The sequence below is a fragment of the Pseudomonas sp. S3_A03 genome (genome assembly GCF_054668275.1).
The window spans coordinates 1,861,767-1,878,476 of the sequence record NZ_CP162753.1; the positions used below are offsets into that span (position 1 = coordinate 1,861,767).

Annotated in this window: 14 protein-coding genes and 1 pseudogene; 12 read left to right on the top strand and 3 right to left on the bottom strand. The window is 61.8% G+C overall.

All coding sequences use genetic code 11. The features are described 5' to 3' along the window. Positions 1–185: 185 nt before the first annotated feature. The 3 genes from hydA (at position 186) to preA (ending at position 4,425) form a co-directional block, all read left to right on the top strand. On the top strand, positions 186–1,625 hold the full coding sequence (gene hydA / locus AB4O25_RS08305) for a dihydropyrimidinase (RefSeq protein ID WP_017527078.1): 1,440 nt from the start codon (positions 186–188) through the stop codon (positions 1,623–1,625). A gap of 158 nt (positions 1,626–1,783) precedes the next feature. After that, positions 1,784–3,151 (top strand): NAD(P)-dependent oxidoreductase, encoded by a 1,368-nt coding sequence (locus tag AB4O25_RS08310; protein ID WP_017527077.1) that lies wholly within the window; start codon positions 1,784–1,786, stop codon positions 3,149–3,151. Further along, on the top strand, positions 3,151–4,425 hold the full coding sequence (preA, locus tag AB4O25_RS08315) for an NAD-dependent dihydropyrimidine dehydrogenase subunit PreA (RefSeq protein WP_017527076.1): 1,275 nt from the start codon (positions 3,151–3,153) through the stop codon (positions 4,423–4,425). The genes AB4O25_RS08310 and preA overlap by 1 nt, the downstream gene beginning before the upstream one ends. Before the next feature lie 111 nt (positions 4,426–4,536). Here preA and AB4O25_RS08320 read toward each other — a convergent pair whose 3' ends face one another. Beyond that, positions 4,537–5,157, bottom strand: coding sequence for a TetR/AcrR family transcriptional regulator (locus AB4O25_RS08320; RefSeq protein WP_017527075.1), 621 nt, complete (start codon positions 5,155–5,157; stop codon positions 4,537–4,539). A 116-nt stretch (positions 5,158–5,273) separates the two neighbouring features. Here AB4O25_RS08320 and copC point away from each other — a divergent pair, with 116 nt between their 5' ends. The 9 genes and pseudogenes from copC to AB4O25_RS08365 all read left to right on the top strand — a co-directional run bounded on the left by copC (position 5,274) and on the right by AB4O25_RS08365 (position 13,791). Further along, positions 5,274–5,639, top strand: a complete 366-nt coding sequence (gene copC / locus AB4O25_RS08325; RefSeq protein WP_460150749.1) for a copper homeostasis periplasmic binding protein CopC — start codon at positions 5,274–5,276, stop codon at positions 5,637–5,639. 3 nt (positions 5,640–5,642) lie between these two features. Further along, positions 5,643–6,499: pseudogene (gene copD, locus AB4O25_RS08330) on the top strand (copper homeostasis membrane protein CopD). Between the two features lie 189 nt (positions 6,500–6,688). Next, entirely contained in the window at positions 6,689–7,951 is a 1,263-nt protein-coding gene (locus AB4O25_RS08335; RefSeq protein ID WP_065877523.1) for an OprD family porin, read from the top strand. A 231-nt stretch (positions 7,952–8,182) separates the two neighbouring features. Next, on the top strand, positions 8,183–9,001 hold the full coding sequence (locus tag AB4O25_RS08340) for an NAD-dependent epimerase/dehydratase family protein (protein ID WP_017527071.1): 819 nt from the start codon (positions 8,183–8,185) through the stop codon (positions 8,999–9,001). A gap of 30 nt (positions 9,002–9,031) precedes the next feature. Beyond that, on the top strand, positions 9,032–9,907 hold the full coding sequence (locus AB4O25_RS08345) for an SMP-30/gluconolactonase/LRE family protein (protein WP_017527070.1): 876 nt from the start codon (positions 9,032–9,034) through the stop codon (positions 9,905–9,907). 50 nt (positions 9,908–9,957) lie between these two features. Beyond that, a complete protein-coding gene (locus tag AB4O25_RS08350; protein WP_460150750.1) occupies positions 9,958–10,920 on the top strand; it encodes a TRAP transporter substrate-binding protein in 963 nt (320 codons plus the stop codon). Between the two features lie 63 nt (positions 10,921–10,983). Beyond that, entirely contained in the window at positions 10,984–11,511 is a 528-nt protein-coding gene (locus AB4O25_RS08355) for a TRAP transporter small permease (protein WP_017527068.1), read from the top strand. 1 nt (position 11,512) lies between these two features. Beyond that, positions 11,513–12,793 carry a TRAP transporter large permease gene (locus AB4O25_RS08360; protein WP_017527067.1) on the top strand — a complete coding sequence of 427 codons (1,281 nt, stop codon included), beginning with the start codon at positions 11,513–11,515 and terminating at the stop codon, positions 12,791–12,793. A 98-nt stretch (positions 12,794–12,891) separates the two neighbouring features. Further along, entirely contained in the window at positions 12,892–13,791 is a 900-nt protein-coding gene (locus AB4O25_RS08365; protein WP_460150751.1) for an aldose 1-epimerase, read from the top strand. A gap of 20 nt (positions 13,792–13,811) precedes the next feature. On the opposite strand, the gene AB4O25_RS08370 is transcribed toward AB4O25_RS08365, so the two are convergent. Continuing rightward, positions 13,812–14,957 (bottom strand): HlyD family secretion protein, encoded by a 1,146-nt coding sequence (locus AB4O25_RS08370; RefSeq protein ID WP_065877529.1) that lies wholly within the window; start codon positions 14,955–14,957, stop codon positions 13,812–13,814. Further along, complete coding sequence (locus AB4O25_RS08375) at positions 14,954–16,597, bottom strand: MFS transporter (RefSeq protein ID WP_017527064.1); 1,644 nt, start codon at positions 16,595–16,597, stop codon at positions 14,954–14,956. Before AB4O25_RS08375 ends, AB4O25_RS08370 begins: the two co-directional genes overlap by 4 nt. Between the last annotated feature and the right edge of the window lie 113 nt (positions 16,598–16,710).

Below are 16,710 nucleotides of genomic sequence, written 5' to 3' on the forward strand. Positions count from 1 at the left end.
TTTTTTCCTCTAAAAATCAAGTATTTACTATCTGAATAAGCTTATAAAAAATCTGCTTGCCCAATCGAAAAACTCGGGCTAGTTTCTATTCCTGTCACCGATGACAAGAATCAACCAGCCATCGGCAAGCAGCATTACAACACTTAGAACTGGCCCAAGCCGGTCAAGCCTGTGAGGAACTCGACATGTCGCTGTTGATCCGTGGCGCCACCGTTATTACCCATGATGAAAGTTACCGCGCCGATGTTTTATGTGTGGGCGGCTTGATTCGCGCCATTGGCACCGGTCTGGATATTCCGGCCGGTACTGAAGTACTCGATGGCAGTGGCCAATACTTGATGCCCGGCGGCATCGACCCCCATACCCATATGCAACTGCCCTTCATGGGCACCGTGGCCAGTGAAGACTTTTTCAGTGGCACGGCGGCGGGTTTGGCGGGCGGCACCACGTCGATCATCGACTTTGTGATTCCCAACCCGCAGCAGTCGCTGATGGAAGCTTTTCACCAGTGGCGCGGCTGGGCCGAAAAGTGCGCATCCGACTACGGTTTTCACGTGGCGATCACCTGGTGGAGCGAGCAAGTGCGCGCGGAAATGGCCGAGTTGGTCAGCCATCACGGCATCAACAGCTTCAAACACTTCATGGCCTACAAGAACGCAATCATGGCGGCGGACGATACCCTGGTCGCCAGCTTCGAGCGCTGCCTGGAACTAGGCGCGGTGCCCACCGTGCATGCGGAAAACGGCGAGCTGGTGTACCACCTGCAACGCAAGCTGATGGCCCAAGGCATCACCGGGCCGGAAGCGCATCCGCTGTCGCGCCCGTCCCAGGTTGAAGGCGAAGCGGCCAGCCGCGCTATCCGCATCGCCGAGACCCTCGGCACGCCGTTGTACCTGGTGCATGTGTCCACCAAGGAGGCGCTCGATGAAATCACCTATGCCCGCGCCAAGGGCCAGCCGGTGTACGGCGAAGTGCTCGCCGGCCACCTGTTGCTGGACGACAGCGTCTACCAGCACCCCGACTGGCAAACCGCCGCCGGCTACGTGATGAGCCCGCCGTTCCGCCCGCGTGGGCACCAGGAGGCGCTTTGGCACGGCCTGCAAGCGGGCAACCTGCACACCACCGCCACCGACCACTGTTGCTTCTGCGCCGAGCAAAAAGCCGCGGGGCGCGACGATTTCAGCAAGATCCCCAACGGTACCGCCGGTATCGAAGACCGCATGGCGCTGCTGTGGCATGAAGGCGTCAACAGTGGGCGCCTGTCCATGCAGGAGTTCGTCGCACTCACGTCCACCAACACCGCGAAGATCTTCAACCTCTACCCACGCAAAGGCGCGATCCGCGTGGGGGCCGATGCCGACCTGGTGCTATGGGACCCCGAAGGCACCCGGACCATCTCCGCCAAGACCCATCACCAGCAAGTCGACTTCAACATCTTCGAAGGCAAGACCGTGCGCGGCGTGCCGAGCCATACCATCAGCCAGGGCAAGCTGGTCTGGGCCGATGGCGACCTGCGCGCCGAGCGCGGGGCCGGGCGTTATGTGGAACGGCCGGCGTACCCGCCGGTGTTCGAGCAGTTGAGCAAGCGGGCCGAGCATTCCAGGCCCACGGCCGTGAAACGCTGAGACCGCTATCGGGAGCAAGTCGCCCCCTCCCACACTGATCTCATTCCAATTGGAAAAACGCGGTCAAATGTGGGAGGGGGCTCGCCCCCGATGAGGCCAGCACAGGCAACAAAAATGCCCATTTAGAGGCAATCCAAAAAAACCGTGAGGCCACCACCGTGATCCAGACCCTGACCCACCTCCCCCACCCCCGTGAAGACGGCACAACCCTCGCCGCCCATTTCACCGACCTGGCGCCCCCGCTCAACGCCCGCCAGGCCCAGCTGGAAGCCTCGCGCTGCCTGTATTGCTACGACGCGCCGTGCGTGAATGCATGCCCCAGCGAGATCGATATCCCGTCGTTCATCCGCAACATCCACACCGACAATGTGCAAGGTGCCGCGCAGAAAATCCTCTCGGCCAACATCCTCGGCGGCAGTTGCGCGCGGGTGTGCCCCACGGAGATCCTCTGCCAACAGGCGTGCGTGCGTAACCACGCCGAAGAGTGCGCACCGGTGCTGATCGGCCTGCTGCAACGCTACGCCATCGACAACGCGCACTTTGGCGAGCACCCTTTCCAACGCGCCGCGCCCACCGGTAAACGCATTGCCGTGGTCGGCGCCGGGCCCGCCGGCCTGGCCTGCGCCCATCGCGCTGCCTTGCATGGCCATGACGTGGTGATTTTCGAAGCGCGGGAAAAGGCCGGCGGCCTGAATGAATACGGGATCGCCAAGTACAAGCTGGTGGACGACTTCGCCCAGAAGGAGCTGGAGTTCCTGCTGCAAATCGGCGGGATCGAGATTCGACACGGCCAGCGCCTGGGCGACAACCTCACCCTGAGCGAACTGCACCAGCAATACGATTCGGTGTTCCTCGGCCTCGGCCTCGCCGCCAGCAAACAACTGGGTCTGCCCCATGAAGACGCCCCCGGCCTGCTCGCCGCCACCGACTACATCCGCGAACTGCGCCAGGCCGATGACCTGACCCAACTGCCGCTGGCCGACCGCTGCATCGTGCTCGGCGCCGGCAATACGGCCATCGACATGGCCGTGCAAATGGCCCGTCTCGGTGCCCGCGACGTCAACCTTGTCTACCGTCGCGGCCTGGCGGACATGGGCGCCACTCACCACGAACAGGACATCGCCAAGGCCAACCAGGTACGCCTGCTGACCTGGGCCCAACCCGAGGAAGTCTTGCTCGACGCTCAAGGCCATGTGCGCGGCATGCGCTTTGCCCGCACGCGCCTGGAAAACGGCCGCCTGAGCGCCACCGCAGACACCTTCGAACTGGCCGCCGATGCGATTTTCAAGGCCATCGGGCAAGGCTTCGACAACGCGGCATTGCACGACCCACTGGCCCAGCAACTGCATCGCGTGGGCGAGCGGATTTTCGTCGACGAGCACCTGCGCACCAGCATTCCAGGCATTTACGCCGGCGGCGATTGCGTGAGCCTCGGCCAGGACCTCACCGTGCAGGCGGTGCAACACGGCAAGCTGGCCGCCGAAGCCATGCACGCCCAACTCATGCTCAATGTGGAGGCTGCGTAATGGCCGATCTCTCGATTGTCTTCGCCGGTATCAAAGCCCCCAACCCGTTCTGGCTGGCCTCCGCGCCACCCACCGACAAGGCTTACAACGTGGTCCGCGCCTTTGAGGCCGGCTGGGGCGGCGTGGTGTGGAAAACCCTGGGTGAAGACCCGGCGGCGGTCAACGTGTCGTCGCGCTATTCGGCACATTACGGCGCCAACCGTGAAGTGCTGGGCATCAACAATATCGAGCTGATCACCGACCGTTCCCTGGAGATCAACCTGCGGGAAATCACCCAGGTGAAAAAGGACTGGCCCGACCGTGCGCTCATCGTGTCGCTGATGGTGCCCTGTGTTGAAGCGTCCTGGAAAAACATCCTGCCGCTGGTGCAAGCCACTGGCTGCGACGGCATCGAACTGAACTTCGGCTGCCCCCACGGCATGCCCGAACGCGGCATGGGCGCGGCGGTGGGCCAGGTGCCGGAATACGTGGAACAGGTGACGCGCTGGTGCAAGACCTATTGCTCACTGCCGGTGATCGTCAAGCTCACGCCGAACATCACCGATATCCGCGTGGCCGCGCGTGCCGCTTACAGAGGCGGTGCGGATGCGGTATCGCTGATCAATACCATCAACTCCATCACCAGCGTCGACCTCGAACACATGGTTGCCCTGCCCACCGTCGGTACGCAAAGCACCCACGGCGGTTATTGCGGCTCGGCAGTCAAGCCGATCGCCTTGAACATGGTCGCCGAAATCGCTCGCGACCCGCAGACCCAAGGCCTGCCGATCTGCGGCATCGGCGGCATCGGCAACTGGCGCGACGCCGCGGAATTCGTCGCCCTGGGTTGCGGCGCGGTGCAGGTGTGCACGGCGGCGATGCTGCATGGGTTCCGCATCGTTGAAGAGATGAAGGATGGGCTGTCGCGGTGGATGGACAGCCAGGGCTACACCAGCCTGCAAGCGTTTTCCGGGAAGGCGGTGGGCAATACCACGGATTGGAAGTACCTGGACATCAACTACCAGGTGATCGCCAAGATCGACCAAGAGGCCTGTATTGGCTGTGGCCGTTGCCATATTGCCTGTGAAGACACCTCGCACCAGGCCATCGCCAGCGTGAAACAGGCAGACGGTACGCACACCTACGAGGTCATCGATGATGAGTGCGTGGGCTGCAACCTGTGCCAGATCACCTGCCCGGTGGCCGACTGCATCGAGATGGTGCCGGTGGACACGGGCAAGCCGTTTTTGAACTGGACCCAGGACCCCCGCAATCCCTACCGGGAGGCTGTGTAGTCCTTTAGGCCGCTATCGGGAGCAAGCCCCCTCCCACATTTCGATGTGTGAACACATTCAAAATGTGGGAGGGGCTTGCTCCCGATAGGGCCATCAGCCTCACCACAAGACTCAAGGCTCCAACCCAATCCCCCGCAATATCACCGCCGTCACCGTCTGGATCGCCTTCTCGAACTGCCTATCCGACAGCGGCTGGTGATCATTCAAAATCTTCACCTGGTGGTCAAAGTCAGCGTAGTGCTGGGTCGAGGCCCAGATCATGTACAGCAGGCTCGACGGCTCCACCGGCAGGATGCGTTTGTCTTCCACCCACTGGCGGATTTTCGCCTCCTTCATCTTGGCCCAGTCGTACAGGCTTTCATCCAATGCCTCACCCAGAGTGGGCGCACCATGGATGATCTCGTTGGCCCAGACTTTGGAGCCATAGGGCCGCGTGCGCGAGCGTTGCATCTTGGCGCGGATGTAGCTGCTGAGCACCACCCGAGGGTCATCGAAAGTTTCGAAACTCAGGGCGTCCTGCTTCCACACATCGAGCAGGTCGAACAGCACCGCGCTGTACAACTCGCTCTTGGTGGTGAAGTAGTAATGCAGGTTGGAGCGCGGCAGTTGCGCTTGCTCGGCGATGTCGGCCATGGCAGTGCTGCCATAGCCTTTCTCGGCGAAGACTTTCTCCGCCGCCAGCAGGATTTTCTCGACGTTGACCCGACGAATTCCGATCTTGTGATTGCCCATAAGGGCTCCCTGACAACTACTTGGCCCAAAGACTACCATCCGCTCTAGATCGGGGCGACAGGGGCAACTGAAACTTCGTACACTGCCCGCTCCTGCCCATTGATTGGTATTGAACAATGTTGATCAAGAAATCCCTCACCGCCATCGCCCTGTTTGCTTCCCTGCTGGGTGCCTCGGCGGCCTTTGCCCACGCCCATCTGAAAAGCTCGGAACCTGCCGCCGACAGCAGCGGCGCGGCGCCGAAGGAGCTGCGCCTGACGTTCAGCGAAGGCCTCGAGGCCACCTTCACCAAGGTATCCCTGAGCAAGGACGGCACCGAAGTTGCCATCAAGGGCGTAGAAACACCGGACGCCGACAAAAAAGTCCTGGTGGTCACCCCCGCTGCGCCATTGGCCGCCGGCAACTACAAAGTCGTGTGGAACGCCGTCTCGGTCGACACCCACAAGAGCAACGGTGAATACAGCTTCAAGGTTGGCCAATAACCGATGATGACGCTGCTGGTGCTGTGCCGCTTCCTGCATTTCAGCGTGGTGTTGCTGATGTTCGGGGCCTGCGTGTTCAGGCCCCGGCTTTTGGGCGCTGCACCGCAGCCGAGGCTGGACCGGCAACTGCTGCGCATCACCCGTGGCCTGGCCTGGGTGGCGCTGGTTTCCGGGGTGGCCTGGTTGTTGTTGATCACCGCAAGCATGGCCGGCAGTTGGAGCGCAGCGCTGCAACCGAGCACGGTGCGATTGGTGCTGGGCAAGACTTTTTTGGCCAGGTGTGGGGCTGGCACTTGCTGCTCAACCTGCTACTGCTGATCGCGCTGATCAAACCCTGGCCGGCCTTGCGCCTGGCGTTGCTGGCGCTATTGCTTGTAACCCTGGCGCCCGTCGGCCATGGCGCGATGCTCGACGGCCTCAGCGGGCAGTTGCTGATCCTTAATCAAATGGCGCACCTGGCCTGTGTCGGTGCATGGCTGGGTGGGTTGTTGTCGCTGGTCTTGATCCTCAGGCAACCGCCGGGGTATGCGTTGCAGACGGTCCTGCGGCGCTTCAGCGGTGTGGGCTACGGTTTGGTTGCCGGCTTGCTGGTCACCGGGCTGATCAACGTGCGCGTGCTCACCGGGCAACTGTGGCCCACGCCATTGTTCAGCGGGTTTGCGCTGATTCTGTTGATCAAGGCGATGCTCGTGCTGGGCATGGTAGCGCTGGCGTTGCTCAACCGGTTGCGCCTGGAGCAGTGCGAGCAGCGCCTGGCCGCCCTGAAAACCAGTGTGATGCTGGAATGGGCCCTGGGTGTGGGCGCGGTAGCGGCCGTGTCAGTGCTTGGCACCTTGCCTCCGATGGTCCTGGCTGGCTGAACCCCACCGCTCTCAAGTTTGAATGCAGCCCCCTCCCGCATTGACCGTGTCCGCTTTTTTAGATCACCTCCCGCTTGGTCATCGTATAACTTCTGCTTGACACTCCACGAAAACCCCGCAAATATCCCTTCAAATGTTGTACGACGACGTATAACAAATAATAAAAACAACAAAGAAGGGAGCACCGCTGTGAGTCAATTCGCCCGCAATTCCTCTTCACGCCTGGGCCTTATCGGCCTCGGCAGCCTGGCCTTCACCCTGCCTCTCGGTGCTCACGCCGAAGGTTTTGTCGATGACGCCAAGGCCACGCTCAACCTGCGCAACGCCTACTTCAACCGCAATTTCACCAACCCGGCCAATGCCCAGGGCAAGGCTGAAGAATGGACGCAGAGTTTCATTCTCGACGCCAAGTCCGGCTTCACCCAAGGCACCGTGGGCTTTGGCCTGGATGTGCTGGGCCTGTATTCGCAGAAGCTCGATGGCGGCAAAGGCACCGGGGGTACTCAGTTGCTGCCGATCCACGACGACGGCCGCCCCGCCGATAACTTCGGGCGCCTGGGCGTGGCGTTGAAAACCAAGCTATCGAAGACCGAGTTGAAGGTCGGCGAATGGATGCCGGTATTGCCGATCCTGCGTTCCGACGATGGCCGCTCCCTGCCCCAAACGTTCCGCGGCGGCCAGGTGACCTCCAATGAAATCGCCGGCCTGACCCTCTACGGCGGGCAGTTCCGGGGTAACAGCCCACGCAACGACGCGAGCATGGAAGACATGTTCATGAACGGCAAAGCCGCGTTCACCTCCGACCGTTTCAACTTCGGCGGCGGCGAATACAGCTTCAACGAAAAACGCACCCAGGTCGGCCTGTGGTACGCCGAACTCACCGATATCTACCAGCAGCGCTACATAAACCTGACCCACAGCCAACCCGTGGGCGACTGGACCCTGGGCGCCAACCTCGGGTTTTTCAGCGGCAAGGAAGACGGCAGCGCCCTGGCCGGCGACCTCGACAACAAAACCACCTTCGCCCTGCTCTCGGCCAAATACGGTGGCAACACCTTCTACGTGGGCCTGCAAAAACTCACCGGCGACAGCGTGTGGATGCGCGTCAACGGCACCAGCGGCGGCACCCTGGCCAACGACAGCTACAACTCCAGTTATGACAACGCCAAGGAAAAATCCTGGCAGGTGCGCCACGACTTCAACTTCGCGGCACTCGGCGTGCCGGGGCTGACCTTGATGAACCGCTATATCAGCGGCAGCAACGTGCACACCGGGACGATCACCGATGGCAAGGAATGGGGCCGTGAATCGGAGCTGGCCTACACCGTGCAGAGCGGCGCGCTGAAGAACCTCAACGTGAAATGGCGCAACGCGTCAATTCGTCGGGACTTCAGCACCAACGAGTTTGACGAGAACCGGATTTTTGTCAGCTATCCGATTTCCCTGCTGTAGAACTTAGTCGTCCTCCTACAGCGAATCCCCTGTGGGAGGGCGGTGCGACGATTCGACTTGCTCCCGATATAGGTCAGTCAGTAACAGATACATTCACTGGCACTCCCTCATCGGGAGCCCCCTCCCACATTTTGACTCTCACTCGTCGGCAAGAGCGTTGACAACCTGGGGCTGCATCACAATACTTCGACACAGTCATACGACAACCTACAACAAAAATTTGGAATCCCCATGACCACGACCACCCAAGCGCCCTTCAACCGCCTGCTCCTCACCGGCGCCGCCGGCGGCCTCGGCAAAGTCCTGCGCGAGCGCCTGCGCCCCTACGCCCACGTCCTGCGCCTGTCCGATATCGCCGCCATGGCCCCGGCTGCCGATGTTTCGGAAGAAGTCCAGCCCTGCGACCTCGCCGACAAACAAGCTGTGCATCACTTGGTCGAAGGCGTCGACGCCATCCTGCATTTCGGCGGTGTCTCGGTAGAGCGCCCATTTGAAGAAATCCTCGGCGCCAATATCAGCGGCACCTTCCACATCTACGAAGCCGCCCGCCGCCATGGCGTCAAACGCGTGATCTTCGCCAGTTCCAACCATGTGATCGGCTTCTACAAGCAAACCGAAACCATCGACGCCCACTCCCCTCGCCGCCCGGACAGCTACTACGGCCTGTCCAAGTCCTATGGCGAAGACATGGCCAGTTTCTACTTCGACCGCTACGGCATCGAGACCGTGAGCATCCGCATCGGCTCCTCGTTCCCGCAGCCGCAGAACCGCCGCATGATGCATACCTGGCTGAGCTTCGATGACCTCACCCAACTGCTCGAACGTGCGCTGTACACGCCAAATGTGGGCCACACCGTGGTCTACGGCGTGTCGGACAACCTCGCTACCTGGTGGGACAACCGCTACGCCGCGCACCTGGGTTTTGTACCCAAGGACAGCTCCGAAGTGTTCCGCGCCCAGGTCGAAGCCCAACCGCCGGTGCCCGCCGATGACCCGGCCGCGGTGTATCAGGGCGGTGCGTTCTGCGCAGCCGGGCCGTTTGGTGACTGAGTTCACATCAACCCAAGGGAATGCGTTGCCATGACTGCTGAATTGATCGTCGATGCCCGCAACGCCGTGGGCGAATGCCCGGTGTGGGTGCCAGAGGAAAACGCGTTGTACTGGGTGGACATCCCCAATGGTCGCCTGCAACGCTGGAGCGCCGACAGCGGCCACCTCGCCGCGTGGAAAGCCCCGCAGATGCTGGCCTGCATCGCCCGCACCGAGGCGGGTAAGTGGGTCGCCGGCATGCAAACCGGTTTTTTCCAACTCACCCCGCACAACGACGGCAGCCTCGACACCGTGGCTTTGGCCAGCGTCGAGCACCCGCGTGAAGACATGCGCCTGAACGACGGCCGCTGCGATCGCCAGGGCCGCTTCTGGGCCGGCAGCATGGTCTTGAACATGGGCGAAAATGCCGCCGAGGGCATCCTCTACCGCTATGCGTCAGGCTCAGCACCCCACGCCCAACTGGATGGCTTCATCACCCTCAACGGCCTGGCCTTCAGCCCCGATGGCCGCACGATGTACGCCTCGGATTCGCACCCGCTGGTGCAACAGATCTGGGCTTTTGACTACGACATCGACACCGGCACGCCGTCCAATCGCCGCGTGTTCGTGGACATGCATAACCACCCCGGCCGCCCCGACGGCGCCGCGGTGGACGCCGACGGCTGCTATTGGATCTGCGCCAACGACGCCGGGTTGATCCACCGTTTCACCCCTGACGGCCGGCTGGATCGCTCCCTCAGCGTGCCGGTGAAAAAACCCACCATGTGTGCCTTTGGCGGCAGTCGCCTGGACACCCTGTTCGTCACCTCGATCCGTGACGACCAAAGTGAAGAGTCATTGTCCGGCGGCGTGTTCGCCCTCAACCCCGGCGTCACCGGATTGCCGGAGCCCACCTTCACCCTCTAGCTGCATCGCTGTGCCTTGAATAAAAAAATAACAACACAGGAGACACACCCATGGACTTCAAACGCACCTTGCTCGCCGCCGCAGTCTTCACCCTCAGCAGCGCCGCCCACGCGCTGGAAATCAAATTTGCCGATATCCACCCCGCCGGCTACCCCACCGTGGTTGCCGAAGAGAACATGGGCAAGGCACTGACGAAGGAAACCAACGGCGAACTGACCTTCAAGTACTTCCCTGGTGGTGTGCTCGGTTCCGAAAAAGAGGTGGTCGAACAGGCCCAGGTCGGCGCCGTGCAAATGACCCGCGTCAGCCTCGGCATTGTCGGGCCGGTGGTGCCCGATGTGAATGTGTTCAACCTGCCGTTCGTATTCCGTGACCAGGCGCACATGCGCAAGATCATCGACGGCGAGATCGGTGACGAAATCCTCGCCAAAATCACCAACTCCGAATTCGGCCTGGTGGCCCTGGCCTGGATGGACGGCGGCACGCGCAACCTCTACACCAAGAAACCGGTGCGCAAAATCGAAGACCTCAAGGGCATGAAGATTCGCGTGCAGGGCAACCCGATCTTCATCGAAGCCTTCAACGCGATGGGCGCCAATGGCATCGCCATGGACACCGGCGAGATCTTCAGCGCCTTGCAGACCGGGGTCATCGACGGCGCGGAGAACAACCCGCCGACCATGCTCGAGCACAACCACTACCAGAACGCCAAGTACTACACCCTCACCGAACACCTGATCCTGCCCGAACCCATCGTGATGTCTAAAATCACCTGGAACAAACTCACCCCCGCCCAGCAAGACATGGTGAAAAAAGCCGCCAAGGCCGCCCAGGCCGATGAGCGCACGCTGTGGGACGCCAAGTCCGCCAGCAGTGAGAAAAAACTCAAGGATGCCGGCGTCGAGTTCATCAGCGTCGACAAAAAACCCTTCTACGACGCCACCGCAGCGGTGCAGGCCAAGTACGGCGCGCCTTACGCCGACCTGATCAAGCGTATCGACGCCGTGCAGTAACGCCCTCCTCTCTGACAAGGCCCGGCGCGGTGGGTACTGACGCGCCCGGTCACGGTGAACGCCATGAAGAATTTACTGCTGCGCATCAACGACCGTATCTATATGACCTGTATCTGGGTCGCCGGCCTTTCGGTTCTCGGCGTCGCCCTGATCATCCCCTGGGGCATCTTCGCCCGCTACGTCCTGGGTACCGGCGCAAGCTGGCCGGAACCCACCGCTATCCTGCTGATGCTGGTGTTCACCTTTATCGGTGCCGCCGCCAGTTATCGCGCCGGCGCGCATATGTCGGTGGCCATGGTCGTTGACCGCCTGCCGCCCGCACAACGCCGCCTCGTCGGCATTTTCTCGCAACTGCTGATGGCGACCATCTGTCTGTTCATGGCCATTTGGGGCACCAAGCTGTGCCTGTCCACCTGGAACCAATTCATGAGCGCCATCCCCACCCTGCGCGTGGGCATCACCTACATGCCGATCCCTATCGGCGGTGTGTTGACGCTGATTTTTGTGGTGGAAAAACTCCTGCTCGGTGACCAGAGCAACCGTCGTGTGGTGCGCTTCGACCTCGTCGAAGAAAGTGAAGGGGCTGCGTGAAATGGATGCTTTAGTTCTGTTGGGCAGCTTTATCGCCTTGATCCTGATCGGCATGCCGGTGGCCTACGCCCTGGGCTTGTCAGCGCTGATTGGCGCATGGTGGATCGACATCCCCTTCCAGGCCCTGATGATTCAGGTGGCCGGCGGCGTGAACAAGTTTTCGCTGATGGCGATCCCGTTCTTTGTGCTGGCCGGGGCGATCATGGCCGAGGGCGGCATGTCGCGGCGCCTGGTGGCGTTTGCCGGGGTGCTGGTGGGCTTCGTGCGCGGTGGCCTGTCCCTGGTGAATATCGTGGCCTCGACCTTTTTTGGCGCCATCTCGGGCTCGTCGGTGGCGGATACCGCCTCGGTCGGCTCGGTGCTGATCCCGGAAATGGAACGGCGTGGCTACCCGCGTGAGTTCGCGACCGCCGTGACCGTCAGCGGCTCGGTGCAGGCGCTGTTGACGCCGCCCAGCCACAACTCGGTGCTCTACTCCCTGGCGGCCGGCGGCACGGTGTCCATCGCCTCGCTGTTCATGGCCGGCGTGGTCCCGGGCCTGTTGATGAGCGCGTGCCTGATGGTGCTGTGCCTGATCTTCGCGAAAAAACGCGACTACCCCAAAGGCGAAGTCATCCCCCTCAAGCAGGCGCTGAAAATCGCCGCCGATGCACTCTGGGGCCTGATGGCCATGGTGATCATTCTGGGCGGTATCCTCTCAGGGATCTTCACCGCCACTGAATCGGCCGCGATTGCCGTGTTGTGGGCGTTCTTCGTGACCATGTTTATCTACCGCGACTATAAGTGGAACGAACTGCCCAAGCTGATGCACCGCACGGTGCGCACCATTTCCATCGTGATGATCCTGATCGCCTTCGCCGCCAGCTTCGGCTACATCATGACCCTGATGCAGATCCCGGCGAAGATCACCACGCTGTTCCTGACCCTGTCGGACAACCGCTACGTGATCCTGATGTGCATCAACGTCATGCTGCTGTTGCTCGGCACGGTGATGGACATGGCGCCGCTGATCCTGATCCTCACGCCGATCCTGTTGCCGGTGGTGCTGGGTATCGGCGTCGACCCGGTGCACTTCGGCATGATCATGCTGGTGAACCTCGGCATCGGCCTAATCACCCCGCCGGTGGGCGCGGTGCTGTTCGTCGGCGCGGCAGTGGGCAAAACCACGATCGAGAAAACCGTGAAGGCGCTGCTGCCGTTTTACGCGGTGCTGTTCCTGATCCTGATAGCCGTGACCTACATCCCGGCCTTGTCGCTGTGGCTGCCGAGTGTGGTGCTGTAAACCCGCTCTCAAGCACAAAGCAGATCAAATGTGGGAGGGGGCTTGCTCCCTCCCACAATTTGCCCCTGCGACCGTCCCCCTTCATCCGGCGAAAGACCATGCCTTCAAACCTCATCGAAATCAGCGATCAACTCACACACCTCACCCTCGCCCCCGCCATCGGCGGCAGCCTCGTCAACTGGACCGCACGCGCCACGGGCCAGCCGTTGTTGCGGCATAACGACCAGCAGGCATTGAACATCGGCCTGCCCGGCAAGCTGGGCTGTTACCCCTTGGCGCCCTGGTCCAACCGCATTGCAAAAGAAGGGTTCGACAATCCCGACGGCTGGCTGGCGCTGACGCCCAACAGCGCCACCGATCCGTTTCCGATTCACGGCTCGGCCTGGCAGCAGGCGTGGCAGGTGGTCAGCCAAACGGCGAATGAAGTGGTGCTTGAGGTGCGGTGCGAGACACCGTTTACCTATCGCGCCGAGCAACGGATTGGGTTGAACAATGGGGAGCTGAGTATCGAATTGCGCGTCACCCACCTGGCGGAAAAAGCCGCGTGGTACGGGCTGGGGTTGCATCCCTACTTCCCGCGCCGGCCGGACACACGATTGCAGGCCTCGGCGGCACAGGTGTGGTCGAGTGATACCACGAAGTTGCCGACAGGCTTGGCGCCAGTGCCGCCCGAATGGGATTTTCAGCTATTGAAGGCGCTGCCCGAAGGTCTCGTGGACAACGGCTTTTGCCAGTGGGACGGGCATTGCCGCATTGAACAGCCCGAGCTGGGTTACGCCCTGGAATGCCAGGCCAGCGGCGCCGATTACTTCCTGCTGTACTGCCCGCCGGGGCTGGGGTTCTTTTGCATCGAGCCGGTGAGTCATCCGGTGAATGCTCATCACCTGCCGGGCAAACCGGGCCTGAAACTGCTAGAGCAAGGCCAATCAACCCACCTCGATTTCACCTTGAAATACATTCCAACTGTGGGAGGGGGTTTGCTCCCTCCCACATTTTGATTTGTGTTGTGTCAGGGATGTCAGGGCGGGCTGTTTTTCAGGCGCCCCGCCGTATCAATGCTCACCACCACCGATAACCCCGGCCGCAGCCGCTCACTCTCAACCTGGTCGGGATCCACCATAATCCGCACCGGCACGCGCTGAGCGATCTTCACAAAGTTGCCGGTGGCATTGTCCGCCTGCAACAGGCTGAACTCGGACCCGGTGGCCGGGGAAATATGCTGCACCGTGCCGTGGAATTTGCGGTGGTTCAGCGCATCCACGGTGAAGGTCACCGGTTGGCCGACCTGCACGTTGTCCATCTGGGTCTCTTTCATGTTCGCGATCACCCACAACTGCTTGGGCACCAGCGCCATCAACTGCGCGCCGGAATTGACGTAGGCCCCCAGGCGCACACCGATCTGCCCCAATTGACCGTCACGCGGCGCGGTAATGCGCGTGTTGGACAGGTCGATCCGCGCCAACTCCACCGCCGCATCGGCACTCGCGACCGCCGCTTCCAGGGAGCCGCGATTGACGATCACCGTTTGCAGGTCCTGCCGGGCAATTTCCAGGCTGGCCTGGGCTTGCGTCACGGCGGCGAGGGTTTGCGCATGGGCGGCACGGGTCACGTCCAGCTCGCGCCGGGACACCGACCCGTCGCTGATCAGCTCTTCGTTGCGGCGCAGGTCGGCGGTGCTTTTGCGCGCCTGGGCCTGGCTGTCCGCCAATGCCGCCTGGCGCAGCTTGATGGTCGCTTCGGCGCTGTTACGTTGCTGCACCACATTGGCCAAGGCGGCCTTCTGCACCGCCAACTGTGCCAGGGCCTGGTCCAGGCGCTGCTTGTAGATACGGTCGTCCAGACGCACCAGCAAATCGCCGGCCTTGACGTACTGAAAGTCCTGCACCGGCACTTCAAATACATAGCCACTGAGCTGCGGACCAATGATCGTCACCTGCCCGCGCACCAGCGCGTTTTCGGTGGTTTCCACGGCGCTGCTGAACGGCGGCAACTGCCAGGCGTAAAGCACAATCAACACCCCCACCACGGCAATCGCGGCAAAGCCCAGGGACGAGAGTATGCGCACCCGCAACGAACGCGGCTCGGTAACGGTGGCGCCCGGCGGCGTAGTGCCTTCCGGGGTGGAGGCGATGGCATTGGTGGTCGTGGTCGTGGGTTCGGTCATGAAGTCGCGCCGCTGGGTTGAACGGGAGTGGCCGTTTTGGTGGTGCTCATCAACCACAGACTGCGGATAAAGATCCAGGTCATGGTCAGCATCGCGATAATCGCGATCAGCATAAAGACATCGTTGTAAGCCATGACGTTTGCCTCACGGGTAGCCGCCGTGGCCAGGCTGCGAATGCCCATGAGGTTGCGCAGTTCCGGGTCGGCGACAAGACCGCCATAAGCCGAACCGCCGCTCTGCACCCGTGCGGCCACACGCGGGTCAATCAGGCTCAGGTGTTCGACGATCATGCTGGAATGGTACTTCTCGCGCACCACCTGGAAGGTGCCGAGCAACGCTGCGCCAATCAGCCCGCCGAGGTTCTGGCAAATGCCGAACATCACCGAAAAGCTCACCAGGTTGCGCGGGTTGGCCAATACGTTTTTGGTGCCCAGCACCATGGTCGGCCCCAGGAAGAACGTGCCGCCAAAGCCCAGCAGGAACTGGCTGACGTACAGATTCTCGGGGCGGGTCAGGTTGCTGGAAAAGCTGTCCATTACCGAGCCGGTTGCCATCAGCGCCAGGGAAATCACCAGCGGCATCAACAAGTGGGCCGGGTTGATGGTTAACGCGCTGACCACCAACCCGCTGATTGCCCCGGCCAGCATCACCACGTACAGGGTGTGCATCTGCTGGTAACTCATGTTCAGCATCTGCATGAAGCCCACCGCACCGGTGGACTGCTCGGACAGCACCATGCGAATCAGGATCACTGCCAGCGCCAGGCGAATCATGGTGCCGCTGCCCAGCCAGCGGGTCATCAACATCGGGTTGGCGCGGTTATGTTCGATGGCCAGGCCGGCCATGATCAACACCAGCGAACAGGCCGAGGCGACGCCGATCCACGGCGCTTCCAGCCACCAGTCGATACGCCCCAGGGACAGCACCGCGCAGAGCAGCGCGACGCCGCTGGCGAGAATGGCGAAGGTGAGAAAGTCGAGTTTTTCAAAGGTCTTGAAACGATCGCCAGGCGGCAGCTTGAGCAGGAACACGCAGCCGAGGCAGATCAGCGCCAGGCCCAGCTCGAACAGGTACAGGCCCCGCCATTCGGCGATTTGCAGCAGGTCTTCGGAGAACAGCCGCGCCAGCGGCAACGCCAGTTGCGCCGTGCCCAGGCCCAGCACCAGCGACTTCAAGCGCCACTTCGCCGGGAACGCCTGGATCATGTAGTACAAGCCCAACGAACTCAGCGCCGCCCCCACCATCCCATGCGCCGCACGCACCGCGATGGCTGAACTGAGGTCGTTGACGAACAAATGGCCGAAGGTCACCAGCGCATACAACACCAGGAACACCTCGGTAAACGCGCGCAGGCCGAACTGTTGGCGAAACTTCACCAGCAGCAGGTTCATGCAAACGTTGGTCATCACATAAGCGGCGGGCAGCCAGGCCATTTCCGCCGTGGTCGCGCCGAGGGCGCCTTGCAGGTATTGCAGGTTGGCGATGACCAGGGCGTTACCCAGGCCACCGGTGATGGCGACCAGCACGCCCACCAGTGCGAACAGCCAACGCTTGTGCGTGGGGTGCAACGGTGTCGACGGCGAACCCGGCAGGCTCGGGCGCTCGTGGGGTTCCCAGGTGTGGGGGGTGTATTTGTCCATTCAATGACCTGGATGAGCCGGCGGTTGGGATCGCGGGGGCGTTATTCAGGGAGTAGTAAACCTGAATGGAGTTCATCTTGTCATGTTGGCGGGGAATTAACGGCTGAAGCGGG